The 25,834-nt window shown below is 50.8% G+C and carries 23 protein-coding genes; 8 read left to right on the top strand and 15 right to left on the bottom strand.

Annotated elements, in window-relative coordinates; translation table 11 throughout:
• Nucleotides 1-19: 19 nt before the first annotated feature.
• The gene (locus B036_RS0109140) at nucleotides 20-1,636 is read right to left on the bottom strand and encodes a GMC family oxidoreductase (RefSeq protein WP_020568404.1); all 1,617 of its coding nucleotides are present in this window, start codon (nucleotides 1,634-1,636) and stop codon (nucleotides 20-22) included.
• A gap of 139 nt (nucleotides 1,637-1,775) precedes the next feature.
• Nucleotides 1,776-2,546: a glucose 1-dehydrogenase gene (locus B036_RS0109135; RefSeq protein WP_020568403.1), complete on the bottom strand. Its 771-nt coding sequence runs from the start codon at nucleotides 2,544-2,546 to the stop codon at nucleotides 1,776-1,778.
• Between the two features lie 234 nt (nucleotides 2,547-2,780).
• Between B036_RS0109135 and B036_RS0109130 the strand changes: the two genes are divergently transcribed.
• From B036_RS0109130 to B036_RS0109105, 6 genes are all read left to right on the top strand, one after another.
• The gene (locus tag B036_RS0109130; RefSeq protein ID WP_020568402.1) at nucleotides 2,781-3,479 is read left to right on the top strand and encodes an SAM-dependent methyltransferase; all 699 of its coding nucleotides are present in this window, start codon (nucleotides 2,781-2,783) and stop codon (nucleotides 3,477-3,479) included.
• A gap of 280 nt (nucleotides 3,480-3,759) precedes the next feature.
• Nucleotides 3,760-4,902, top strand: a complete 1,143-nt coding sequence (gene mqnC / locus B036_RS0109125; RefSeq protein ID WP_020568401.1) for a cyclic dehypoxanthinyl futalosine synthase — start codon at nucleotides 3,760-3,762, stop codon at nucleotides 4,900-4,902.
• A 235-nt stretch (nucleotides 4,903-5,137) separates the two neighbouring features.
• Nucleotides 5,138-6,469, top strand: a complete 1,332-nt coding sequence (locus B036_RS31840) for a LamG-like jellyroll fold domain-containing protein (RefSeq protein WP_020568400.1) — start codon at nucleotides 5,138-5,140, stop codon at nucleotides 6,467-6,469.
• A 523-nt stretch (nucleotides 6,470-6,992) separates the two neighbouring features.
• A complete protein-coding gene (locus B036_RS0109115; RefSeq protein ID WP_020568399.1) occupies nucleotides 6,993-7,283 on the top strand; it encodes a YiaA/YiaB family inner membrane protein in 291 nt (96 codons plus the stop codon).
• A gap of 99 nt (nucleotides 7,284-7,382) precedes the next feature.
• Nucleotides 7,383-8,312 carry a DUF302 domain-containing protein gene (locus tag B036_RS31835; protein WP_020568398.1) on the top strand — a complete coding sequence of 310 codons (930 nt, stop codon included), beginning with the start codon at nucleotides 7,383-7,385 and terminating at the stop codon, nucleotides 8,310-8,312.
• Between the two features lie 125 nt (nucleotides 8,313-8,437).
• Nucleotides 8,438-9,277 carry a sulfurtransferase gene (locus tag B036_RS0109105; protein ID WP_020568397.1) on the top strand — a complete coding sequence of 280 codons (840 nt, stop codon included), beginning with the start codon at nucleotides 8,438-8,440 and terminating at the stop codon, nucleotides 9,275-9,277.
• A gap of 320 nt (nucleotides 9,278-9,597) precedes the next feature.
• Here B036_RS0109105 and B036_RS0109100 read toward each other — a convergent pair whose 3' ends face one another.
• The 11 genes from B036_RS0109100 to recG form a co-directional block, all read right to left on the bottom strand.
• Nucleotides 9,598-10,503 carry a nucleotidyltransferase family protein gene (locus B036_RS0109100; RefSeq protein WP_020568396.1) on the bottom strand — a complete coding sequence of 302 codons (906 nt, stop codon included), beginning with the start codon at nucleotides 10,501-10,503 and terminating at the stop codon, nucleotides 9,598-9,600.
• Nucleotides 10,504-10,592: 89 nt separating this feature from the next.
• On the bottom strand, nucleotides 10,593-11,252 hold the full coding sequence (locus B036_RS0109095) for a hypothetical protein (protein WP_157472094.1): 660 nt from the start codon (nucleotides 11,250-11,252) through the stop codon (nucleotides 10,593-10,595).
• 478 nt (nucleotides 11,253-11,730) lie between these two features.
• A complete protein-coding gene (locus tag B036_RS0109090) occupies nucleotides 11,731-13,449 on the bottom strand; it encodes a GMC oxidoreductase (RefSeq protein WP_020568394.1) in 1,719 nt (572 codons plus the stop codon).
• A gap of 124 nt (nucleotides 13,450-13,573) precedes the next feature.
• Nucleotides 13,574-14,287 (bottom strand): phosphoribosylformylglycinamidine synthase subunit PurQ, encoded by a 714-nt coding sequence (gene purQ / locus B036_RS0109085; protein WP_020568393.1) that lies wholly within the window; start codon nucleotides 14,285-14,287, stop codon nucleotides 13,574-13,576.
• 61 nt (nucleotides 14,288-14,348) lie between these two features.
• Nucleotides 14,349-14,957, bottom strand: a complete 609-nt coding sequence (locus B036_RS0109080; protein WP_020568392.1) for a hypothetical protein — start codon at nucleotides 14,955-14,957, stop codon at nucleotides 14,349-14,351.
• Nucleotides 14,958-15,065: 108 nt separating this feature from the next.
• A complete protein-coding gene (locus B036_RS0109075; RefSeq protein WP_020568391.1) occupies nucleotides 15,066-16,229 on the bottom strand; it encodes a prolipoprotein diacylglyceryl transferase in 1,164 nt (387 codons plus the stop codon).
• Nucleotides 16,230-16,377: 148 nt separating this feature from the next.
• Complete coding sequence (locus B036_RS28685; protein ID WP_211217384.1) at nucleotides 16,378-17,559, bottom strand: thioredoxin family protein; 1,182 nt, start codon at nucleotides 17,557-17,559, stop codon at nucleotides 16,378-16,380.
• Between the two features lie 56 nt (nucleotides 17,560-17,615).
• The gene (gene yidD / locus B036_RS28680) at nucleotides 17,616-17,867 is read right to left on the bottom strand and encodes a membrane protein insertion efficiency factor YidD (RefSeq protein WP_020568389.1); all 252 of its coding nucleotides are present in this window, start codon (nucleotides 17,865-17,867) and stop codon (nucleotides 17,616-17,618) included.
• Nucleotides 17,868-18,315: 448 nt separating this feature from the next.
• Nucleotides 18,316-19,158 (bottom strand): metallophosphoesterase, encoded by an 843-nt coding sequence (locus tag B036_RS0109060; RefSeq protein WP_020568388.1) that lies wholly within the window; start codon nucleotides 19,156-19,158, stop codon nucleotides 18,316-18,318.
• A 193-nt stretch (nucleotides 19,159-19,351) separates the two neighbouring features.
• A complete protein-coding gene (locus B036_RS0109055; RefSeq protein WP_020568387.1) occupies nucleotides 19,352-20,176 on the bottom strand; it encodes a prohibitin family protein in 825 nt (274 codons plus the stop codon).
• A 297-nt stretch (nucleotides 20,177-20,473) separates the two neighbouring features.
• A complete protein-coding gene (gene recG, locus B036_RS0109050) occupies nucleotides 20,474-22,603 on the bottom strand; it encodes an ATP-dependent DNA helicase RecG (RefSeq protein ID WP_020568386.1) in 2,130 nt (709 codons plus the stop codon).
• A gap of 121 nt (nucleotides 22,604-22,724) precedes the next feature.
• Between recG and nadC the strand changes: the two genes are divergently transcribed.
• Entirely contained in the window at nucleotides 22,725-23,594 is an 870-nt protein-coding gene (nadC, locus tag B036_RS0109045) for a carboxylating nicotinate-nucleotide diphosphorylase (RefSeq protein ID WP_020568385.1), read from the top strand.
• Between the two features lie 235 nt (nucleotides 23,595-23,829).
• On the opposite strand, the gene B036_RS31830 is transcribed toward nadC, so the two are convergent.
• Both B036_RS31830 and B036_RS28670 read right to left on the bottom strand, forming a co-directional pair.
• Nucleotides 23,830-24,324 (bottom strand): single-stranded DNA-binding protein, encoded by a 495-nt coding sequence (locus tag B036_RS31830; RefSeq protein WP_020568384.1) that lies wholly within the window; start codon nucleotides 24,322-24,324, stop codon nucleotides 23,830-23,832.
• Nucleotides 24,325-24,389: 65 nt separating this feature from the next.
• On the bottom strand, nucleotides 24,390-24,842 hold the full coding sequence (locus tag B036_RS28670; RefSeq protein WP_020568383.1) for a single-stranded DNA-binding protein: 453 nt from the start codon (nucleotides 24,840-24,842) through the stop codon (nucleotides 24,390-24,392).
• A gap of 512 nt (nucleotides 24,843-25,354) precedes the next feature.
• Here B036_RS28670 and B036_RS28665 point away from each other — a divergent pair.
• Nucleotides 25,355-25,834: Ser-Thr-rich GPI-anchored membrane family protein (locus B036_RS28665; protein WP_044102246.1), on the top strand; the 480-nt coding region annotated here is incomplete at its 3' end.

Here is a 25,834-nt window from a genome sequence, read left to right as displayed (position 1 = left end):
AATAAAAAGTTGTCCGACTTCAGCTTCTGGCCTCAGCCTGAAGCACCATCTCCGCCCCCCGCTCAGCAATCATATAAACCGGTGCATTGGTGTTCCCGCTCACGATCGTCGGCATAATACTGGCGTCGATCACCCGAAGGCCTTCTATGCCGTGTACGCGTAACTGATCGTCGACCACCGCCATATCGTCGTGGCCCATTTTGCAGGTCCCGACGGGATGATATATTGTCTCTACTTGCTTTTGAATATGAAGCCAGATGGCATCATCCGAGCTGATGTCCGGTGGGGAAAAGCGACGTTTCAGGAAAGGCTCGAAGGCGGAAGCTTCCATTACTTCGATTGATTTTTTGGTAGCTTCGATCAGTACCTGGCGATCATCTTCGTGCGCGCAGAAGTTTGGTTGAATCACCGGGTGGTCGTTCAGGTGGCGCGAACGCAGGTGCAAGGTTCCTCTGCTCTTCGGCCGGAGCAGGGAGGGAAGGATGGAAAAGCCATCTCCGTCGGTCGGAAAAGTTTTATAATTATGGAAATCTGAGTCGTAGCCCTCGCCAACGTGGAAGGAGGAGAAGTGCAATTGGTAATCTACCCGATCCGGGCTGACGGAGGTGGAGCCGAAGGCCACGGCCTCCAAAGGGCTGCTGTTGAACACTCCCTTTCCCCTTAGAAAATAATCGATCGCTGCCAGGGTCATCGATAACGGGCGGACGTAGTGGTTCTGCCCTTCCTGCTGTTTTGATAGAGCGCCGATGGGTACGAACAGGTGGTCCTGTAAGTTCTTTCCTACCCCCGGCAAATTCCGCGTAGAATCAATTCCATGCTGTTTCAAATCTTCCGGATCTCCGATACCGGAAAGCATCAGTAATTGCGGGGAGGCAAAGGAACCGGCAGAAAGAAGTACTTCCCGGCTTGCACGAAAAGCCTGCGGCGTTCTCCCCGGCTTTCCGGCAAATACACCGACGGCCCGATCTCCCTCGATCAGGATTTTGCGGACCTGGGTATTTGTCAGCACCGTCAGGTTTTTTCGTGACAGGACCGGCTTCAGAAACGCGGTGTAGGCGGAGTGGCGTTTACCGTCCTTAATGGTGAATTGAAATAAGCCGGCACCAGCTTGCTGGCTCCCATTATAGTCGTCGTTACGGTTAAATCCGGTTTCCACGCAGGCTTCCACAAAAGCGGCGGCGAAAGGGGAGCGGTAGCGGCTCGGAAATTCGACGTTGAGTTCACCGTTATGGCCATGGTAATCGTTGTCGATATCGACGTTATGTTCGTGCCGGCGAAAGTAAGCCAGGATATCCTCGTAGCCCCAACCGGCATTGCCAAGTGCAGCCCAGTCGTCGTAGTCCGCCCGGTTACCGCGTACGTAGGCCATGGCATTGGTGGAACTGCTGCCGCCCAACACCTTACCCCGGGGCAAGTATATCTTTCGGTTCAGGAGTTGCTCCTGGGGTTCAGACCAGTAGCCCCAGTCTACCGACGTTCGGTGCAGCTTAGGATAACCCGCCGGGATGATAATGTTGGGGTTTCGGACCGGTCCGCCGGCTTCGAGCAGTAAGACCTTATTGCCAGGATCCGCCGAGAGGCGGTTGGCTAACAGACAGCCGGCGGAGCCGGCACCGACGATGATGTAGTCGTACATAATAGTAGGTAGTAAGTAGTAGGTAGTGGGTAGTACTTTGTCCGATGCGCTCGTAGAAGTCCGCAGTTAATAGTGAGTAGTACCGTGTTGCAGGCTTGACGGGCCCTACAGACTATCGACTACAGACTACCTACTAATTTCAGGCAATCATATACCCACCGTCGGCCGTAAACACGCCGCCGGTAGAGAAACTTCCGGCACTGGAACCGAGGTAAAGGGCCAGCCCAACCATTTCTTCTGGCTGCGCCATTCGTCCTGCAGGAGTTTGGCTGACAAAGTGGTCCAGTATCTGTTCGTTTTGCCAGAGTGCGGCGCTGAATTTCGTCTGGATCAATCCGGGGCAGATCGCATTGCTGCGGATTCCGTCGCTCCCCCATTCCCGGGCCTGGCTCTGAGTTAACATGATCAAGGCTGCTTTGCTGACGGAGTAGATACTCATCATTGGAGAAGGCTTCATGCCCTCTACCGAGGCAATATTGATGATGGAACCGTGGCCGCGTTTGGCCATGCTGGGCTTACACAGGTTGGCCAGTAGCATGCAGGCCCGAACGTTGACGTTCATGACTTTGTCGAACACCTCGCCGGTCATCTGCTCAATTGGGCCGAAGACGGGATTGGTCGCTGCGTTATTGATCAGGATGTCTACCCCACCATATTTTTCGGTGGTTTTATCTACCAGGTTTTTAAGCTGGTCTTCATCCCCTACATGACAAGCGATACCCGTGGCTTCGAAGCCATCGGCCCGAAATTCTGCGGCGACTTCGTCGACGGCTTCTTGTTTCCGGCTACTGACGACGACGCTTGCGCCCTGTTCTGCCAATCCTCGGGCAATGGCTTTGCCGATGCCTTTGGAGGCGCCGGTAATGACGGCCACACGGCCGGTAAGATCGAATTGTTGAGATATGGACATGAGCTTTTTCTTGAAAAGTGTAAAGTCGGGAATTTTTAGCGAATTTTCGCTAAAAAGGAAATGAGAGAATTAGAGAATGGTAGAATAGCTGCCGCAGGTACCGTTCGCAAAACTGTGTTTGCTCACCTCGGCGAATAAGCACAGCGCAATGAGTGGCAGCAGCGACAGTCATTCTCTCCTTCAATTAATCTCCCATTCTCTTATTTCCCCATTCTCTCCTGCTACCTTTACGCCATGAAAGGCCACCTCTACCTCATTCCTTCTCCTCTCGGCGAAAACGCCCTGCACACCATACCGCAGGCTACGATCGACATTATTTTGCCCATCCGCCACTTCGTGGTAGAGACCGGAAAAGTGGCCCGAAAGTTCCTGAAAGAAGTGGGTGTTCCGCTTCAGGAATGCGAATATTACGACCTTAATAAACGGACAGAAGCGCGGGACCTTCCCGAGATGTTGGAGGCGACGGCGCGCGGGTACAATGTGGGGTTATTGAGCGATGCGGGAGCGCCGGGGGTCGCTGATCCGGGAGCGAAGTTGGTACTGCATGCCCATCGACTCGGCATTCGGGTCATCCCCCTGGTTGGTCCTTCGGCCATTCTGATGAGTGTGATGGCCGCCGGGCTCAACGGTCAGTCTTTTCTCTTCCACGGTTACCTCAGCCCCAAACGCCCACAACTGGCCAAGGACCTTCGGAGGATCGAAGCCGACAGCCGCAAAACAAAAACTACCCAACTTTGGATCGAAGCCCCCTACCGCAACCAGGCCACCGTGGAAGTTGCTCTCGAAAACCTGCACCCCGAAACCTTCTTCTCCGTTGCCTGCGATTTGACCCTGGAAAGCGAATTTATCTTCACCGGTAGGGTGAAAGACTGGAAGAAAGGGGTGGGCGCGGAACTCCAGAAGCGGCCAGCGATGTTTTTGTTATTGGCTTGAGCGACTAGGTTTCTTTTCTGAGTCTAACCCCGCATTTAAGCTTGATGATCTTGCCTTTCAGTCAGACGAATTGAATGGTCTTGTTTCCGTTGTAAGTTGGCGCGGACGCAGGTGCAGGAAAAGTGGACAAAAGAGCGAACAAGGTCTCCGGCAAAACAGGCCGTTCTAACTGTTCTTAATCTCTCACCTTGAATATTCCTCAAAAAAACTTTCAGTGAAAAATGAAAGTTCACACAACCAGTACCTCCCCTTGTTGTTTCAATAGCCTAAATCGATGTCCATGACTGCTCCTGATCTGCTAGAACGCGCCCTCAATAAAGAATGGCTCACCGCTGAAGAAGGCGTTTTTCTGCTTGAGAACGCCGACACGGCCGACCTGATGTACGTAGCCAATCAGCTGCGCTTTCAGTCTGTTCCGAAAAAGGATGTTACCTGGATTATTGACCGAAATTCGAATACGACCAACGTCTGTATTGCCAACTGTAAGTTCTGCAATTTTTACCGTCGGCCGGGCCATGACGAGGCCTACATCACCACCATCGAAGAATACAAGCAGAAGATTGAAGAAACCTTCGCTTTTGGCGGTGAACAGCTGCTGCTGCAGGGTGGGCACCACCCCGACCTGGGCCTGGAGTACTACTGCAAACTCTTCAGTGAACTGAAGGCACTTTACCCCAACCTGAAGTTACACGCCCTCGGCCCACCCGAGATCGCCCACGTAGCTAAGCTGGAAAATAAGAGCCATTACGATGTGCTCAAAGCCTTGAAAGAAGCCGGGTTGGACAGCTTGCCGGGTGCCGGAGCGGAGATACTGAGCGACCGGGTGCGTCGCCTAATTTCCAAAGGAAAATGTGGTGGCGAAGAATGGCTGGACGTGATGCGCGCAGCGCATCAGTTGGACATCACCACCAGCGCGACCATGATGTTCGGCCACATCGAAACCAACTGGGAACGGATGGACCATCTGGTGCGCATGCGCCAGGTGCAGAGCGAAAAACCCGCCCACGCCAAGGGCTTCCTGGCCTTCATCCCCTGGCCGTTCATGGACGAAGACACCATTCTCAAAAAGATAAAACGCGCCCGTAACACCGTTACCGGTGACGAGTACATCCGCATGATCGCCCTCAGCCGCATCATGCTGCCGAACGTGACCAACATCCAGGCGAGCTGGCTCACGGTTGGTAAAGAAGTTGCCCAACTCTGCCTCCACTCCGGTGCCAACGACTTCGGCTCCATTATGATCGAAGAAAATGTTGTTTCTGCCGCTGGTGCGCGTTGGCGCTTTACGGCCGACGGTATTCAGGAAGCGATCCAGGAAGCTGGTTTCCGGCCTCAATTGCGGACGCAGCAGTATGAATACCGGGAGTTGCCGGAGCATATGGTGCAGCAGGAACTTGTGGGAGAGGGGATGATTGTGGATTAGAGCGACACTGTACAATAAGACTATAGAGGTTGTGTGGTTGCTGGATATTTCCTGCAACTATCTAACTTTATTATTTATTCTATTTTTTTTGGGGCTGGAGTGTTGTGTTTTTTTGGTAATTTTGAGTGTGTGGCAGCGTATGTCGGTTGACTGCTATTCACCTTCTTTATTGTGGCCATAAGATCACATAACAAATTTGATCACGATTGTTACCATACAACAACCCTATTTTACAATGAAATCCTTCCTTCTGCACATTTTCATGCTAGCTTGTATCAGTCATGGTATAATTGCTCAAGACATTAACAATTCTTTACATTTTGAGTCTGACGACTATGTTGATTTAAGTTTAATTGCTCAAGATATAAATGGTCTAAATGAATTTACGATTGAGTTTTGGGTCCAGTTTGATGCTCAACAAAATATCGATTATAATGTCTTCTACTCTGTAAATTCCAGTGATTATCGAAATAGGTTTTTAATTCGATGCGCAGGACCTATTGACGGTGTAGCTGATGCAGCCGTTGTATACATAAATGATGGATCGAATCAGTACATAGTTGGAACCACTCCTATTGGTGATAACAAATGCCATCACATTGCCTTTACCTACGACAATGGAGTATGTTTACTTTACGTTGATGGTCAGCTAGATGGTTCAGGAAATTACATTTTTGAAACTCAAACATCTGACTTATTCTCATTGGGACAGGAATACGATAGATTTCCAATTTCAGCAACTGCATTTTACAATGGAAAATTAGACGATTTCAGAATCTGGGAAGTTGTAAAATCGCAAAGTGAGATTGAATCTTCAAAGGACGTCGAACTTAATGGAAATGAAGCTAACCTAGTTACTTATTTCAACTTCAACCAAGGTCTTGCAGGTGCCAACAATTCCGGCATAACTAACCTGAATAATCTTGCCCAACCAAATAAGGATGGAACGCTGATTAATTTTAATCTAAATGGATCGACATCAAATTTCATATCAGGCTCTTGTTCGAATACTTTACCCGTTGATTTGTATTCTTTCGAGATAGATGTCACAGAAAAAACTGTTTCCCTAAATTGGCAAACAGCTTCTGAATTAAACAATGATAAATTTGAAGTTGAAGAGAGTAGAGACGGGAGTGAGTTCCAAAAAATTGGAGAGGTAAAGGGAAGTGAAACAACCCTTACGCTAAAAAACTACACCTACAAAATTCAATACCCTCAGGTTGGATTAACCTATTATCGCTTAAAACAATTAGACTTCGACGGTGAATTTGAGTACAGCAAAGTGGTAAGCTTAATCTTAGAAGGAGAAAACGAACAAGTTGGTAACTTCTACCCTAACCCGAGTGAATCTGGTGAATTCAACTTAAACTACACTTCTACAAGTATAGAAGATATTAATATCACAATTTTTGATCTAACGGGGAGAATAATTCTAAGTCAGAACTATTCGGTTTCCACTGGAAGAAACATTCTTAGTTTGAATTTTTTAACATCAAATGAAGGGGTTTTAATCGCTAGAGTGGACAACGGAATAAAACAGATTTATCGTAAATTACTCATTAAGTAAGACCAGCGTTTAAAGTATGGTCAATGATAATAGAGTAAAAAGGAGTAATTAAGGTTAATTGTCTCGGCCGCTACGCATGGGACATAAATGCCTTGCCCCCCCCTCAATAAGCATACCAATCAGCCCCCCAGCAATCAACTTCTCCTTCAGCCGGTCCACCCGCCGCTCAAGCGCGGACCCACGCGCCAGTTCCAACTGGCGATTCAGCGCCTCCTCCGACACGTTTGTGCTAGCTTCGTTCGAATGGATTGCCCTCGAAGGCAGTGTGCTACCTCACGCGGTAGCTTACCTACTACCGAGTTCGCGAAGCGAACGTCCAATCGTGGCGCGGGCGCAGGATGCAATAACCGTTTTCGATGAGCAAAGGAAGTCTTTATTTACTCCTCTAGCGAATTTTCGCTAACATTCGTCGAAAGCTCACCCCTATTTATCTATCGCCTCCCACTCTTAACAGAATTCGGTCGGAGTTTTGCCCCGAACCAGTGGAGCGGCCGTTGTGCTAAACCACGCAAAACACTGAATAATGAGTCACACCATCATCGACCATTCCAACAGTAAGTCTTTCTTTAACATGGCTTGGATCGCTTTTGTCCTCGCTACCTGCGGTACCCTCGCCGGCATCGTCCTCCTAGAAAGCACACTGGCTACAAAGGGCTTCCTCGCCATGGGCTTCGTCTTTACCGTCAGCGCTTGTTTCACGCTGGCCAAGGTGACCAGGGACCGTCACGAATCTGAACGCCTCTACAATAAAGTAGAACGGGCCAAGACGGAGCAGTTTCTTAGTGAGAAGGAGAATCCGGGAAGTAGTTTCTAACCGATTGTTCAAGTAGAACGGGCTATTTGCAAATACCCGATAGCGAACAAAGACTTGCGGGGTTCGGGTTATAAACCTGAACCCCGTAAATTTTACCAAATGAAAAGCTTTAAATTCCTTCTCTTATTCGTGCTTGTTTTTTCCTTTGCTGCCTGCCAGGATGATGATGACGGAAACCTGTTTGACAACGAAGAACCCGACGACGTCGTAGGCCTGAATTACACAGAAGCCGATAATGCTGAATTTGCCACGACCTATCAAAACATTATTACCGCGCTGAATGGTGTCCCTGCCATTGGCATCGTAGCTGAAGTCAATCATTCTAACAACGCCTCCACCGCAGGGCTGAGCCTGGACCCCACCCGTGTGGTACTCTTCGGCAACCCGAATCTCGGGACTCCGCTGATGCAAGCGAACCAGCGTGCTGGTCTTGACCTTCCTCAGAAAATGCTGGTATACCAGGCAAGCGATGACGACATTATCGTTGCCTATAACAATACCGACTACCTCGGTAAACGGCACGGTGTAGAAAGCGTTAGCACCCTCCCCATGATCGCCGGTGCACTGAAAAATTTCGCGGAGAATGCCAGCGGAGAAACCATTAAGACGGCCGACGACAATAACGTGGTGTTGGATGAAGGGATCATCGAAGTGACCAGCAATCGACCGGTTGATACCGTATATAACCAGTTGTTAGCCGCCCTCAACGCCAACCCTAACCTAATTGTCGTTGCCGAACTGGACCACCAGGCTAATGCCGCATCAGTTGGGATGGAACTGCGCCCAACCAAACTAGTCGTATTCGGCAACCCTAACCTCGGTACTCCTCTGATGCAAAATCAGCGCAGCGTAGGCATAGACCTCCCGCAAAAGATGCTGATCTATGAAGCAGCCGACGGTACCACCAAATTAATCTATAATGATCCAGCTTATTTGGCGCGCCGTCATGGCCTGGACACGAACCTGGAGCAATTAACGACCATCACCGGTGCTTTGAGTAATCTGGCAGCTGCTGCTACCACGGAATAAAGCTTCCGCTGATAAGTTCCGACATTCTCTCTCGTCAAAGAAGCAAGCACATTTGTAAATGTGCTTGCTTCTTTATTATATGTATATGATGGACCAAATCTCCAGTTAGTAACTAACTTTGACCAATGCACACCACCATTATTTCCGTTGCAGAGCTGGCCAACCTCCCCGCTGCTGACCGACTGATTTTCGATTGCCGCCACGATCTCTTCGCGCCACAATTCGGCTTTGAAGCCTACCTGGCCGGCCACCTTCCCGGTGCCTATTACCTGCACCTCGACCGGGACCTTTCCGGTGAGATCATCCCCGGTAAAACCGGTCGGCACCCATTGCCGGATATGGCGGACTTTGCCCGACGAATCAGCACCTATGGCCTGAAGCCCACCACCCAGGTGATCTGCTATGACGATAAGGGTGGCGGCATCGCCGCCCGCCTCTGGTGGATGCTGCGCGCCCTCGATCACGAAGCCGTTGCCGTACTCGACGGCGGGTTCCAGGCCTGGGAAGCTGCCGGAAAACCACTTGAAACGGGAGAGCGCGCACCGGCTTTTCCGGAAGTATCCGCCGCATCACACCTTGCTTCTAAGCCTATATTTCGCACCTGCGACCGCGCCCAAGTCGACAATATGCGGAAAAACCCGGCCCAACGCCTGATCGACTCCCGTACAGCTCCCCGCTACCGCGGCGAAGAGGAACCCATTGACCCCGTTGCCGGCCATATTTCCGGTGCCATCAACCTACCCTGGCCCGAGAATCTCCACGACGGCAAGTTCAAGTCCCGGGAAAAACTAAAAATCCGCTTCGCCGAACTTGTCGACGAAGCGGATCAGAATGTTTTCTACTGCGGTTCGGGCGTTACCGCCTGCCACAATATTCTCGCCTATACCTACGCTTTTGGCGAAATGCCGGGGCTTTACCCGGGGAGTTGGAGTGAATGGCTTACCAGCCTTAGGCCGGAAGCATAGTCTTGTAGCCCCGTGTAAGATGCCCGCTTTCCGCTTGTGAGGCTACTACCTCTCTTACGAGCGATAGCGAACTCCTTTTGCGGTAGCGACTATTTGACTTTCAACTATTAAACGCGAGTCAAGAGCTAAAGTGAGTCTTTTTACTTTACAACTAGCTTGGGATTCAGCTAATAATTGAGTGAGAGAATAATTGAAGGAAAAAATACGCTACCGCAAGTACCGTTCAATTATTTTCTCCTTCAATTATTCGTCATTTGATTGCTGACGCGACTGTTTCAACAGTTAAGTACTTATTTTAGCTCTTGATTCGCGTTATTAGACTAAAATAGCGGACTGGGGTAAGTATTCTCCGCAACCAAAAACGCAAAAGCTTCCTGCACCTTCGGCTTATCTTCCTGGTAAGTTACCCCGTACCATTTGTCGTCAGTTACCAAAACTTTCACTTTAGCGGAACCGTCTTTAATCATTCCATCAACGAGTTCTGGAATGAGGTATTCCGCACGTGGATTGTCTTTGTTGGCCCGCGCAAATTCGGCAAATCCTTTTTCAATGGTCTCGAAAATCGAGGGATGGAAGCCCCAGAAATTCATGGAAACGACGTCGTTATCGCTCAATTCATACCGGTGTCCATCCTCACCAAGGTAGGATACTTTTTTGTCTTCACCCCGCTGAATTTTCAACCGTTCGTTCACGTCTTTAAGGAGGTAATCTTCGGCAACTACGGCAACACCCCGGTTGACTGTACCGTGATCGGAAAGCGTACGGTGTAGGACGTAGCCGCACATGCTGAACAGTTCCGGGCTGGCTTCAGCCACCAGAAAAGAGGCCATTTTCTGAAAGCCCTTGACGCCGTAGTAGTCGTCCGCGTTGATGACGGCAAAAGGTTCGTTACAAACGTCTTTGGCTACGAGCATCGCATGGGTAGTACCCCATGGCTTTTCGCGTTTGGTATAGTCTACGTCAGACGGAACAAAGCTGTCCATACCCTGAAAGGCGTAGGCCACTTCGATCTGATCGCCAAACTTACCGTCGAATTTTTCCCGGAATGGGGCTTCAATATCTTTACGAATGACAAAAACTACTTTTCCGAAGCCGGCGCGAATAGCGTCGTAAATGGAGTATTCGATGATGCCTTCTTCGCTGGGGCCAACACCGTCAATTTGCTTGAGGCCGCCGTACCGGCTGCCCATACCTGCGGCAAGGATTACTAAGGTGGGTTTGCTCATTTTTTGCTAAGTTTAATTTACAAGGTAAGTTCAGACCACAAGTTAGCGTATTCCTGTGTGCTCTATATTAATTCTAGCGTCAATTTAAGCTATTTGTTCGGTTGTTGCCGTTGAAAACCGAAAGCTTCCCAATGCGCACGCCAATACGCGAAGCCGTAAGTCGCCATAAGCGCAATGCAACCACCCCCAAAAACGGCAAGGGTAGCCATACGTACCGGCTGCTCATATATCGGTTGAAAATTGGCAATAACGATCAGGTTGACGGTGATCATAAATGCAGCCAACAAAATGCACAGGATGAAACTGGCGCGGCCAAACTGGAGCAGGCGTGGCCGGCTTTTGAACAACGCAATCCGGAGAAAACGAGCGTAGTGATCCCTTTTAGGGTTTATCCGAATAAGCTCTCTGGCAATGTGGGTGGTTAACGCAAAATCCCGCAGGCGGTAGGCACTGGCCCCTTTTTGGAAAAGAAGGTATTCGAAAACGTCGCCTTCAATGTCGTCCACCTCCTGGATGCTGTGGCGTATGCTTCCTTCAATCACCAGGTCCACCATCATCAGGTGCTGGCGGTAAGCACCGGTGGCAAAAAGTGCATTGACGTAGTAGACGGTGAGTTCGAAATTTTCCAGTACGTCGAGCCGTCCGATCTCGTCCTCCCGTTCCTCGTACATTCGGATGATGCGCTGGTAATCCTCGGGATCGAGGTCTCGGAGGCGGCGGTAGGTTTGGGAGTAGTGGCGAGGTTGCATTACTTTATAAAGATAAATCAACTTGCCTTTGTTGTTGAAAAACACCGGGTTTTTGTCGCGATTCGGTAAGTTTTTTTGGCGGAGGACGCGGGTGCAGGAAAAGGGTTTAAGGAGCAAGGGGGGTTGTGGATATCACGTTGTCACCTGAAACTATGTCGCAGAGCGATTACTTCTGGAATTGCCTGGGACAAATATTTACACGCCGTTCTAACATATAGTTAACTCCAGAAAACTCTGACGACGCTGCGCGCTATGGTCTATACTCTTCTTTAAATAGTCCCTCACAGTCCATGATTTTACGCCTCCGAGGTGTCGAGCTGGCGCAGCCGCGAGCCCCCGGAGGTGTGAAACGGCGGTCTGGATCGCTAATGTAAACTTGTGGGTATACCGTAGCGCTACGCGACATATCCAGATACCGGTTGTTCGTTACCCAGGACTTCGTCCAAGGTAACAATTGAGTATTCGCTCCGCGCGCGCCCTAAATATCCCGCCGATTCAAACTCTCCACTGCATGGTCCGCCGCCCTGGCAGTTAATGCCAAATAAGTAAGGCTGGGATTAACGCAACTGGCACTGGTCATTGCCGCACCGTCGGTCACGTAGAGGTTTTGACAGTTCCATACCTGGTTGTGGGCATTGAGTACGCTGGTCTTGGGGTCACGGCCCATGCGCGCTGACCCCATTTCATGGATGGAATAGCCGGGATAGACTTCCTGCTCGAAGGGACTAATGTTTTTAGCCCCGGCGGCTTCCAGCATTTCCATGGCGTAGGTTTTCATGTCCTTACGCATCGCAGTCTCGTTTTCGCCGAAGGCGACGTCCATGATCAGGGTGGGTAGTCCGTCGGCGTCGAGTTTGTCGTAGTTGAGGGTGACGCGGTTATTGGGATTAGGCAGGGATTCTCCGAAACCGGACATGCCAATGCTCCAACCGCCGGGTTCGGCGAGGGCTTCTTTTAGTGCTGGTCCTGGAGCAACGGAGAGTTCCCGGACCAGCCGTTGCCAATTGCGGCGGCTACCGCCGCCCTGGTAGCCGAAGCCCCGAAGGTAATCCCGCTTGCTATCTCGGTCACCAAGGTTAACAAAACGAGGAATGTAGAAGCCGTTGGGCTTCTTACCTTTATAGTATTTGTCTTCAAAACCCTCCAACTGTCCGTTGGCACCAACGCTGTGGTGATGGTCCATAACGTTGCGCCCCACCTGGTCATTGTCGTTTCCCAGCCCGTTGGGCTGGGTGTCCGACTTGCTGGCCAACAGGATGGCGGCGGAGTTGAGCGCAGAGGCGCAGAGGAAAATCACGCCCTTAGTGAAGTATTCCGTTTCAGTCCCCGTCTCCGTCAGTTTTACCCGGACACCGGTGGCCCGCTTTTTATCCGCATCGTAGATAATTTCCCGTACGGCAGCGCCATTGACCAGGGTCATGTTACCAGTAGCCTCAGCCACCGGGATCGGGCCGGAGTTACTGCTGTAATAGCCGCCATAGGGACAGCCGCGGCGGCAAAGATTACGGTACTGGCAGTTGCCGCGGGTACCGAGGTTGACGTCGGGGTCGTAGGCCGTCAGGTGAGCGACCCGCCCTTCGGTCACCACCCGACCACCCAAAGTCGCTTTGACGCGGTCACGTAGGTGGGCCTCGACACAATTAAGCTCCATCGGCGGTTGGAAGGGGCCGTCGGGTAAGTGCGCCAGGCCTTCGGCCCGGCCAGACACGCCGACGAATCTGGTCGCGTAGTCGTACCAGGGTTTCAGGTCTTTGTATCGGATGGGCCAGTCGACGCCGACACCCTCCCGGGCGTTGGCGGTAAAATCCAGGTCACTCAGCTGGTAACACTGCCGGCCCCACACCAGGCTACGTCCCCCGGTCTGGTACGCCCGGATCCAGTCAAAACGCTTCTTCTCGGTGTAAGGATGCTCGCTGTCTTTGACAAAGTGATTGATGCCTCCCTGCTCCATGATGTAGCTCTTCCGGCTGAGGTATTTATAGTCGCGGGCTTGCTCCTCTTCAGGAATTCGCCCTTGGTGGGGCAATTCCCATTTATCCAGATTTGCCGTAGGGTAATCGCCGTGCTTGATGTCCCGGCCGCGCTCCAGCACCAGGGTTTTCAGGCCCTTTCGACAGAGTTCCATGGCCGCCATTCCGCCGGATATTCCGGTACCAATGACGATGGCGTCGTAGGTGTTTTGATCTTTATAACTCATGAAGGGTAAGTTATATCATTCTATCATAAGGGCTGTCCTGTACAGGTAAGGCGTTAGTGAGGTAAAACCTTCGACGTCTCCTTTAAAGCAGTTCGACATCGCACTCGTTTTTTTGAGAACCGGCTTAAACTGTAGCCCCCTCAATTACCTCAATCATCCCGGCAAAGATGGCCCGGCCGTCGGTATTACCCACAAGTGCTTCGCTGGCGCGCTCCGGATGAGGCATCATACCGAATACATTACGGCCGGCATTACAGATACCCGCGATGTTTTGGATACTGCCGTTGATGTTGGCCTCCGGCGTCGCTTCTCCGGTGGCGTCGGTGTAACGGAAGAGAATCTGGTCGTTGGCGATTAGGCCAGCGATGGTTTCTTCATCAGCGTAGTAACGACCTTCGGCGTGGGCGATGGGGATGTTGATCACGTCACCAACTTCCAAAGCAGAAGTAACGGCACTGTTGCTTGTCTCAGTGCGGAGGTAGCAGTTTTTGGCGATGAATTTCTGGTCGCGGTTACGTAGCAACGCGCCAGGTAGCAGGTGAGCTTCGCAGAGGATCTGGAAACCGTTGCAGATGCCAAAGACGTAACCTCCCCGGTTAGCGAAATCAATGACCGATTCCATGATGGGGCTGAAGCGGGCTACGGCTCCGGCACGGACGTAGTCGCCGTAGCTGAACCCACCAGGAACGATGACGCAGTCGTCGGTCGTAAAGTCATCCAGGGCGTGCTTGTCTTTGTGCCACAGTTTAACTGTTTCGCGGCCCATAACGGTACCGAGTACGTGTACCATGTCGTCGTCGCAGTTACTGCCGGGAAAGAGGATTACGCCAAATTTCATCGTTGGGGGGAGTTTGTAAGCGGCAAAGATAGTTTACACTGGGGTGTAATGAGAAAGCACTTCAATATCTCTTATACAAAATTCGCTCCACCACCCCATTCTTCTCCGATGCCCGCATCATCAGGTAAAGGCAAAGTCCGGTAAGTGGCAAAAAGATAAGCGCATTGAACACTACGCCTAATTCCGCCAGACCGATAAACAGGCCCATTATCCCAGGGTTACTACCTTCAACGGTGTAGTAATTACCCTGCATGGCTTCCCGGATAAAAAAAGCAACACCCCCTCCAAAAATTAAGAGGACCAGCAGGGCAATACCCGGTTTACGAATTCTCGCAAAGAGGGTTTTCCTTTTAGCCTCATAGGTGTGCTCGCCTGTATGTGCCCGGAAGTATTCGAATATTTCCCGGCGGAGTGGTAGATCTGAAACCAGGATCTTATCTTCTGTCTCCTTTCCGTAGTGTAAACTTAGGACCGGTTCCGTCTCCTGGAATTCGACGTAGCGCAGGTAGCTTTCCGGCACGCCCATAAATTTATCGTTGACACGACCTTTGTCCAATTGTTGGCGGATATCGATTATTTCCTCGGGCTTTGCCCGAAGGCGATAAATCTTCTTATCAGCGTGGACAATGAAGGTATGCTCTTTGGGAGTCCTGTTGATCCAGTATTTCATAGTAGGTTTAGTAAGATAGAAGTTTATTCCCTGGTGCTTGTGCCTTATTTTAATCAACCGGCACAAGTACCGGGGAACAACAGCGCCTCCCTTTGCTTCTTTACACCCTTACCCTGCATCCTGCGTCCGCGCCCTTCTGATGAACCACCACCCGGAAACCAAGCCCGCCAGCATGAAGCAGATGGCGATAATCTGGGCCTGACTTAATGGAATGCCCAGCACATCGTACCGGTCGTTGATACGTGCGAACTCAATAAAGAAGCGCTCAACACCATTGAGGAAAAGGTAGATCGAAAACAAAAGGCCCGGTAGGCTGGTCAGCCGCTTGCGCAGCGACCAAAGAATGGCTCCGATGGTGAAGGCCATCACCGTTTCGTAAACAGAGGTGGGGTGCACGCCTTCGGCCAACTGCGTGCAATACTCCAAATCACAGCCGGGGATGACCTCGCCGCGGCCCAGAACATTGTGCGGAAAGCGGAAACTCCACACCCAGTCGGGTAAGAACCACCAATCGGGTTGAGCACCTGCGGCCTTTCCCCAATCCCCGTCGCCACTAAGCTGACAGCCAATACGGCCAACACCGTAGGCCACAATGAGGGCAGGAGCCACGGCATCGAGCACGGGGATCGGCTTAATCTTGTACTTACGCAGATACAGGTAAACAGCAATTGCTCCGCCAATTAGCCCACCGTAGATCGCCAGCCCATCACCACTCAGCAATACGCCTAAGGGATCAGCCAAAAACCGGTCCATGTACTCAAGAATGGCAAAGGCTTTCGCACCCAGAATTCCGCCAAGGGCAGCCATCATTGTGATTGGGCCGATCCTACTACTGGGAAAAACGTCTGCTTCGTAAGCCTCGGTTTGGGCCAAAGGCTTTTTATCCTGCGCGTAGTAGTAACCTACGAAAGCCGCCGCCCCGAGCAGGCCGCTCCACCACCAACCTTCGGTAGAAAGCAGTACGCCAGCCGCGTCTTGCTGCCATTCAGAAAAATGGGCAATAGCGTAGGGAATTTTATAGCCCAGAATAAACCCGAACACCCCGTTGAAGAGGTAGTCCCAGATGGTAATGCCGCTACCGGGCATGACCATTACTGTAGTCGCCTCCAGCTGGCCGATGGCTTCCCGCCTTTTCAGCTCCAGTTTTAGCAACTGAGCGGCTACAAGGAAGGCCAACAACAGAAAAAAACCAAAGGTTTTAAAAATGCTGAGCCAGTTGTCCTGCTCGGTGCCGAGCAGGTCGTGGAAGAGGTAGGAGAGGTCTGGGTACAAGGTATATCAGGTAGTTAGTCGTAAATAGTGGGGTAGTGAAGTAGTTTCTAGTAGGTAGTTCAATAGTCTATAGTGAAGTAGCCTGAAGTTCATAGTCCCTACACACGTAACTAGACTACGCACTATTGAACTGCAGACTATGAACTAACTATCTCGCTTCTTCGATGCGTTTGATCAAGCCCTGAATCGCCCGTTCGTAGTTGGCCTTGTTGGCGGGCAGGGTCTCCAACGCACGATTGGCGTAGGTAAGGGCCATATCGGCTTTACGCTGCTTTAGTAAGAAATCGGCAATGCGATAATACTGCTGGTAGCCGGTGGCTTCATCGGCAGCAGCTGCCGTTGCTCCGGCATCAATGGCCATCTCCAGGACCTTTGGATCTTCGATAAATTTGGATGCTGCGGCGACCGTATAGACTGATTGCATCCGGACCATATCTCCATCCACCCCTTTTTTGAGGTAGTTTTTCATGGCCTTGGTGAAGGCTTTCAGGTCAGTACCAATGGCGGCCATTTCGTAGCCGCCTTCCAGAGCCAGCAATTTACCGGCGGCGGGGTCTACGGCAGAGAGTTTCTTAACGGCGGTTTCGAGCAAAGAAGCGTCTTTGAACTCCATGGCCTTTTTCTTGGTGGCTTTTACGGCCTGTTGGACGGAAGCATCGAAGGCTTCTTGCCCATTGAGCGCTACGATTCCTGCCTTGTTTTGCATCAGCAGGTCAAAAATCCGACTATCGGCTTCGGTGGCGGCCACCTGAATGATGTTGAGGTTTTCTTTCGTCGTCAGGTCCTGCTGGTCGCGGAGGTAGTCGTTAGCTACCCGGAGGTGATTCTCTCCCCGGCGGACGAGCGCGCGGATGTAAGTGAAGGCTAAGCTTGGGCTATGGTCGCCCGCCTCCCATTCAGCCGTCAGGGCCGGCAGATCGTCTTGCTTAGCAATGGCTTCATTGGCTACGGCGATGAGCTGAGCCACCTGTTTTCCACCAACACTCATGTGGACTGCGTCGTTTTTGCCGTTTATCCAGAATAAGGTTGGGTAGGCCCGAACGCGGTGGACTTGCCGGAAGGCCACAGACTCTTCCTTTTCCATGTCCAGTTTCACGTTGATAAAATTGGCGTTGAACACATCGCCTACCTCAGCTTGCGGAAATACGTTGGCGCTCATCGCCTTACAGGGACCACACCAAGTGGTGTAGGCATCAACAAAAATTAGTTTGCCTTCCGTTTCGGCTTTGACCAGGGCTTCTTCCCAGGTACCGTGGAAAAATTCTATGCCCTGGGCAAAAGTGCTGAGACTCAGGGTGAGGAAAAAGGCGAAGAGAGATAGTTTACGCAACAACATGGGGAAGTTTTTTGGGAATGCTAAGGTAAGCGCTTGTTAGGAAATCATTGTTACTCCAAATTCTTTGCCGGATCAGGTTTCGTTTTTTTGGGCACCGGATCGGGGCCGAAGCCCCCCCAGGGGTGGCAACTGCCGATGCGTTTGGCGGCCAACCAGCTCCCTTTCAGGATACCCCACTCCTCAATGGCTTCGATGGCGTAGGAGGAGCAGGTCGGTTGGTACCGGCATTTGTTAGGACCGAGTAAGGGCGACAGGGTCACCTGGTAAATCCGGATGGGGAGAATGAGGAGCCACTTTAGCATGATGAGCACGAAGGAACTAAAGGTGAAAAATTGGAGAAAAGAGTTGACCTTCGGAACAAAGACATCAAAAAGGTGTGAAGTTAGTCGGCTTCGATACCTTTAGTTCCTGCGTGAGGCGCGCCGAAAGATGATCTTTGAACGTCCTCTCCCAGCTTGTTGGGACTAATTACACAAACGACCGGGGGACTACTTGGGTTGTATGGGGGGGCGTTTTTAGGGGCGCGGCCGCAGTTGCAGGTATTAGAAGCAAAGTCGCGGTGCTCCTTTGCTTGGTAGATGGCCTTCAGTCTCGGTAGTGGCAACAAGGTAGGCTACCGCATGGGGGTACTCACTTCATTCGTTTGTGGTAAACGAAAACGATGGGCTCTCTTGATCCTTCGGATCGGCGGTCACCCCTCGCTACGAGAGACGGACCTCCGGCCCTGAGAGTTAATCCAGGTGCTTGTCATTAAATAGCCCGCATCAACTCAAACACCGTCACCTCCGGCCGAACATTAAACCGGACCTGGAAACTGTGCCCCAAAGCCCGGTTTATGTACAGTTGCCGGCCATCGCCCAAGTCGAAGGCTCCAGCGGTGTAGCTTCGGTTTTTTACTGGAAGTAAGAGTGGCTTCAGAAAGGGCGGTTTGCACTGCCCGCCGTGGGTGTGGCCGGCCAGTATCCATCCCTGGTAGCCATGCCAGACATCCATATCACAAACGTCGGGATTATGGCAAAGCAACAGATTAGCCTGATCTGCATCATGTGTAGCTAATACTGCAGCGGGGTCGAAATTAGTTCCCCACAGATCGTCCAGACCGATTAGATTTAAACCGCCAATGAGCTTTTTTTCATTACGTAAGACCTGAACACCGGCGCCGGCAAGCACGCTACAGATCGCACTGTCCACACCCTTTTCCTGCCAGCCTTTTCCGTAATCGTGATTCCCCAGAATACCGACCGTACCAAGCTTTCCCTTAACTGCATATTTCATCACCTTCCGCAGCTGGTCAATCTGTTCTTCGGTTTCGTAGCTCACGTAATCACCGGTATAAACAACAATATCCGGATCATAAGCAGCGGCTTCCTGAAATGAATCAATGATGAACTGATGATCAAATCGGTTCCCGATGTGGATATCACTGATTTGCATGAGGGTTTTGCCCACCAATTGGTCTGGTAAATGCTGAATCGGAAGTTTGCGCTTCACGAATTCCAGCCAGAAAGGCTCCACCTGCCAGGTGTATACGCCGGCCAGTAAGCCGAGTCCGGTAAGTTGCCGGGCACGTTTGAGGAAGGTGCGTCTCTTCATTTGTCTAAATACTTTTATTTTCAAAGTACTTTACAAACGATGTTTGTCGCAAATTAGTTTGCCCTAAACAGAAAATGCTCCAGGCGTAGAAGGAAGCTTAAAGCCACCCTCCCTGCCTGGAGCATTTTTTTGGTTCATAGTTTAGAAGTCCGTAGTTCATAGTCTAAATTGTTCGGACTACTGAACTAGTCTACTAATTCCCTCCACCAAGAATCAATGGCAATCCGCCGTTATCACTACCACCAACAACAATCACTTTACTGTTGGGTGATTTGGCCAATTCAAGGGTTGCCTCGATGCCCTTATCCTGTAGAATCTTTTCGGAAAGGCTCGCGGAAAGAATACGGTTGGCATCGGCCTTGGCCTGCGCTTCAATGAGGCGCCGTTCCGCTTCCTGCTTTTCGCGGGTCAGGATGTACTCGTATTTAAGTGATCCCTGCTCAGCCTCTAGCTTTTCCTCAATGGCGGTCCTTACTTTTTCAGGGAGTTCGATGTCCCGGATCAGGATGGCCCGCAGGTCGATGTAGTTTTTGGCCAGCACGTTGGTAAGTTCTTCGGTGATCAGGGTCTGTACTTCGTCCCGTTTGGTGGAGTATAGCTCTTCGGGGGTAAACTTACCGATGACCTGGCGGACGGCGGAACGTACTTCCGGGCGAACGAGCCGTTGCATATATTCTCTGCCAAAAGTTTCGTGGATGTTTCCGATCTGATCGTAGTTGGGTCGGATACGGGCAGTAACGTCCACTTTGATGTTCAGACCGTTGCTGGAGAGCACCTCCATTTCTTCCTCGAGCTGTTGCTCCCGGACTTCGTAGACAAACATAGTATTCCAGGGTGCCACCATATGGAACCCGGGTTGATATATATTTTCTTTATCGAGGCCTGAGCCAAACGTCCGGAACAGCACGCCGCGTTCGCCGGAGTCGATGGTCAGAAAAGTCGCGTTGCTGAACATGATGAGCACGATCAGCAGGAAAAAGCCGACGATGCCTAAGGTCATGAATTTCTTCTGGTTCATTATTTTGGTATTTATGAATTCGTAAGGTACCTATTAAAGGGGTGAAGCCTTAATTTGGTTGTCTTTCAGGATCGGGTACCTACTTGTTTTCGACGAACGTCCGGGTATCGCTAGTCGTCTCTCGAGGTAATTTGCCATATCATCTACGAGGCTTTCCTACTACGTTTCTTTTTTCTCCGCGCAACTACTCCACTCCTTTTCTCCGCTTGAGAATGGTACGAGTACTCGCGCGGAAAGGAGAAATTCGGAGTACAATGCAAGGCTGGGCTAACTAACCATTCGTTATCAAGCAGACTATTAGCTAATCCTCCCCCAACCAGTTATCCCCTTCATATACCGATCGAGATGTATTTTCAGCGTCTGATGTTCCGGCTTTTCCAGACGGGGGTCAGTTTCCAGAATATCTTTGGCCCGGTCTCGGGCGACGGAAAGTATCCTGCCGTCATTTGCCAGATCGGCAATCCTCATTTGTAAAAGCCCGGACTGTTGGGTCCCATCGATCATCCCAGGTCCGCGCAGGCGAAGGTCTGCCTCGGCGATCTTAAATCCGTCGGTCGTATCCACCATGGTTTTGATCCGCTCCTTGCTTTCTTTGCTCAGCTTCACACTTGACAATAAAATACAATAAGACTCTTCCGCTCCCCGGCCAACCCGGCCACGAAGCTGGTGCAGCTGGCTAAGCCCGAAACGTTCGGTATGGACAATAACCATGATCGTGGCATTCGGAACATTCACCCCGACTTCAATCACCGTGGTGGCCATCATGATGTGCGTTTCTTTGTTTTTGAACCGCTGCATTTCCGCATCTTTGACGGAAGGTTTCATTTTGCCATGAACGATGCTGATCTGGTATTCTGGTGGTGGAAACTTATCCCGCATCTCGTCATAAGCTTCTTCCAGCGCCAGTAAGTCCAGTTTTTCGTTTTCCTCAATCAGGGGGTAAACGATATAAGCCTGTCGTCCCTTGGCTATTTCTTCACGGATGCGGCCAAAAACCCGCTGGCGCCGATGCTCCGTAAAGTGAACGGTTTGTATCGGAGTCCGCCCGGGTGGTAGCTCATCGATCACACTAACGTCAAGGTCACCATAAGCCGTCATTGCCAGCGTACGCGGAATAGGGGTGGCCGTCATTAGCAAGACGTGGGGAGGGTATGGTTTGTTTTTTACCCAAAGTTTCGCCCGTTGCTTTACTCCGAAGCGGTGTTGCTCATCAATGATGGCCAGCCCAAGATTTTTAAATTCCACCCATGGTTCGATCAAAGCGTGGGTGCCAAGCAAAATATCAATTTCTCCAGCCAGCAGCCTTTCTAGAATGGCCTTCCGGGCTTTTCCTTTGATACTTCCGGAGAGGAAGGCTACAGTAATATCCATACCCTCCACATATTCGGTGATGGATTCATAATGCTGGTAGGCCAGAATTTCAGTTGGCGCCATCATGCAGGCCTGGAAACCGTTGTCAAGCGCCATCAACATGGACATCAGCCCGACCATCGTTTTACCAGAGCCTACATCGCCCTGAAGCAGCCGGTTCATCTGAATACCGCGGCCGAGGTCCGCACGAATTTCTTTCAATACCCGCTTTTGAGCACCGGTTAATTCGAAGGGGAGTTTGGTCTGAAAGAATTCATTGAAAATACTACCAATGCTCCCGAAGCTGTAACCGGCCACTTGTTCCTCCCGCACGACCTTCAGCTGAAGCAGTCGCATTTGCAGCAGGAAGAGTTCTTCGAATTTAAGACGGCGCCGGGCGCCGTCAAGCTCCGCCTGATTCCCGGGTAGGTGAATAGCGCGCAGTGCTGGTCCACGGGCCATCAATCTAAGTTCCTGCATCAGATAAGCAGGAATGATCTCTGGCAAATCCGCCTGCTTAAGTTCCAGAAAGAGTGCCCGGATCAGTTTTCGCCGTCCCCGCGGATCAAGGCCACGGCGGTTCAATTTTTCAGTACTGGAATACACCGGTTCAAAGGTGGCGACTTCCGTCGGGGCTTGTCTTGCCAATTCCATTTCCGGGTGCGTAATGCTAAGCCGGCTATTAAATTCCTGCACCGGGCCGTATACAATGTATTCCTCACCAACGACGAACATGTTCTGCAATACGTTAATTCCCCGAAACCAGACCAATTCCAGGCTGGCGCCGCTGTCGTCCCGTATCCTACCCACCAGCCGCATCGCCCGACCAGCTCCCTTCACGTTGAGTGCTTTAAGTTTACCTTTTATCTGTACAGCGCCTTCGTTGGGAATAATGTCAATGATGCGGTGGAACTTAGTCCGGTCAACGTACCTAAATGGGTAGGCATGTAATAGGTCACCTAAGGAATGAATATTCAATTCCTCTGCCAGCAGGTTCGCTTTTGCCGGTCCGATACCCTTTAGGTAAGCTACGGAGCGGTCGAGAATATCCACCTTATTTCGGTCAGGGGAAGACATAATTGCAGAAGAAACAGTTTTCAAACAAATAAGTGTGAATGTAATAAGAATAAAGCTATCAAAGACAACCTATGGTTTCGTGCCATTAAAAGGACTAACTTTGCGGCCAAAATCAGCGATTATGCCAGATACACCAATAACCGAAACGCTACGTCAGCGCATTCTGCAGTTTATCAACGAGGCGTTGGCGGAAGACGTTGGGCCCGGCGATTACACAAGCGAAGCGACAATACCTGCCAGCAACCGGGATACGGCGCGCCTGTTGGTAAAAGACGTCGGTGTACTAGCTGGGGTAGCCGTGGCTAAGATGATCTTCCTCGCCGTTGACCCTACCGCCGAATTCGATCAACGCATGAACGATGGAGATTTGATGCACGTAGGAGACGAAGCCTTTTTCGTTACCTGCAACTCCCGTGCCTTACTCCAGGCCGAGCGCCTTGTCCTGAATACTATGCAGCGGATGAGTGGCATTGCCACGCTGTCTAACCGCTACGCTTTTGAAGTCGAAGACCTTCCGGTTACCGTACTGGATACCCGTAAGACCACGCCAAACCTTCGCTTTCTGGAGAAGTGGGCCGTCCGCTTGGGTGGTTGCGACAATTACCGCGACGGTCTTTACGATCGCATCATGATCAAGGATAATCACATTGATGCCGCCGGAACAATTACCGCTGCGATCGAGGGTGTACAGACCTTTTTCAAGGAGAACAATATGGAGCTTCCCATTACCGTGGAAGTCCGTAATCTCGTTGAACTGATGGAGGTACTCAAGGTAGGTAAGGTAGACCGGATTATGCTTGACAATTTCGAAGTACCGATTCTGACGGAGGCCGTAGCCCACATCAATGGTCGGTTTGAAGTAGAAGCAAGTGGTGGCATCAACCTAGAAACGATTCGGGAAATTGCGAAAACCGGAGTAGACTTTATTTCCGTCGGTGCACTTACTCACTCTGCTACCAGCCTTGACCTTAGTCTTAAGGTAGTTAAGTAGTTTATACCCGGTAGGACATAGTCCATAGTACCTCGCAGTATCCATTCTCGCTTCCCAACCAAACAACCGGCCCTTCTCCCAACGGGTAAAAGGCCGGCTTGAATTTTCCCCGCTTTTTCGAAAGGCGTGCTACGGATTCACGATGAGTGCATCGGTGGAAAAATCCTCATGGGGTGCAAAAAACATTCGCCTCCATCAACACCTTGTTAAGTGATTGAGGATTAGAAATAATCGTTTAGAACGGTAGGTCCTGGTCGGCGCTTTCGAGAATAGGCTCTTCTGCAGCGGCCGTCATCGCCCGACGATTTCGGGATTTAGCCTCAATGGCTACTGCGGCATCGGGGAGCGGTTCGGCAACCAGGCTCGCTGAATTTCCACGATCAGCCTCCGCGTTTCGGTTCTGGGAGCCGATGAAGGAAAAAGAGTCTGCGACTACTTCCGCAGCCGTTCGGGTCTGGTCATGCTTATCGATCCATTTACGGTAGCGCATAGAACCCACAATGCTCACTTCTTTACCCCGTTCGAGGTACTGATCAAATATCTCGGCGAGTTTTCCGTAGGCTTTCACACGGTGCCATTCGGTTTTGGTCTGTCGGTTACCGTCCCGGTCCCGGTAATACTCGTTGGTAGCCAGGGAAAACTCTGTTGCGGTAGTGCCACTTGCCAGGGTGGCTGTTTTGGGGTCGTCGCCAAGCCGGCCGATGAGGTTGATGAAATTGCTGGTATTCATTATGGAAGAAAATGAGCTGCTCCGGCTAAACTCCGGAGCAGCAGGTGTTGGTAATCAGGTGTCGGTTAAGCGTCGATGGTTTGGGCCGTGGCTTTTTTGGTGCGCCGACTGGTCGTTTTCTTTGCGGAGCGGGAAGGCTCGGGCTCGGCCACCATGGCGGGAGCCATGGCTGCCTCTTCACTGCGCTTGCCACCGCCGAGGAAGGTGAACTCTTCGACAATCACTTCGGCAGCGGTGCGGCTTTGCTCGAACTTGTCGGTCCACTTGCGGTACTTCATGGAGCCAACAATCGAAATCTGGCTGCCACGCTGCAGGTACTGATCGAACAGTTCGGCTAGTTTACCGTAGGCCTTTAAGCGGTGCCATTCGGTTTTGGTCTGGCGGTTGCCATCCCGGTCCCGATAGTACTCATTGGTGGCCAGGGAAAATTCGGTGGCGGTCGTACCGCTGCTGAGGGTAACGGTTTTAGGGTCAGCGCCGAGGTTACCGGTGAGGTGGATGTGGTTACGTACGTTCATAACTAAGCATTTTAGCGGTCGGCGCGGGAAGGTTGGATTGCGCCGACCGGATGAGTAATACGCCACTTCAGCAGAACACGTCGGATAAGACAGCCCTTGCTTTCGGTGACGATGCAAAGGTGGGGGCACCGCCAAACGCTAGTCGTTATTTATGCGCATACTTACGTTTATATGCGTTTATAAACGTTTAATTACGGGTAACAAACCCTTAACTAACTGATTTACAGCAACTTGACGAAATATCTCTTTTGATGCTTTTTTGGCGCGAACGCAGGTGCAGGGTTGGATTTTAGGTTACCGGGCCTGTGGCTTGGGTTGAATATTGGGTTAATGACGATTACTTACCTAAGGATAAAAGCAAATTGCGTTGATATAATTTTTTCCAAAATCAGCAGCCCAGTACCTTCCCGCACTCAGTTTCTTAAGGTCAGGCACAGCTTCTTCTAAAAAAATAAGCTTATGTTTGTTAGCATTAGCTCCCTGTTTACAAATAGTTTAAACCTCTCATTAAGATGACACCTGAAACATTTTCCTTTTTTCCTGCAAAGTATTTTTTTATAGTTCTGGTGATTTTCCTGAGTCAATCGCTAGTAGGCTTAAATGTTACCCAACCAAATGGAGGTCAGATCTTTGAACAGGGAGATTTAATGCAGATCCGATGGAATGGTAGCGCAAGCCAGGTTTCCATTGAGCTGACTAGGGGTACATCAACTACGGTACAAGAGGTAATTGTCGACGGTACGGGTAATGATGGAGCCTATAATTGGAGTATTCCTTCCAACTTCAGGACTGGAGCTTATCGTATCAAGATTTATGAGACCGGTACTGGTACAGGAGTAGATTACAGTAACTCAACCTTCCAGATCGTTGAACCGGCTCCCCTCGCTAACCTCACCGTGACACAACCCAACGGTGGAGAAACTTTCGAACAGGGGGACGTAATGCCAATCCGGTGGAACGGTAATGCCAGCCAGGTTTCCATTGAGTTAACC

Origin of the sequence: Neolewinella persica DSM 23188, assembly GCF_000373105.1 — a bacterium.
Classification (GTDB): domain Bacteria; phylum Bacteroidota; class Bacteroidia; order Chitinophagales; family Saprospiraceae; genus Neolewinella; species Neolewinella persica.
This window is presented reverse-complemented; position numbering and strand designations above follow the sequence as displayed.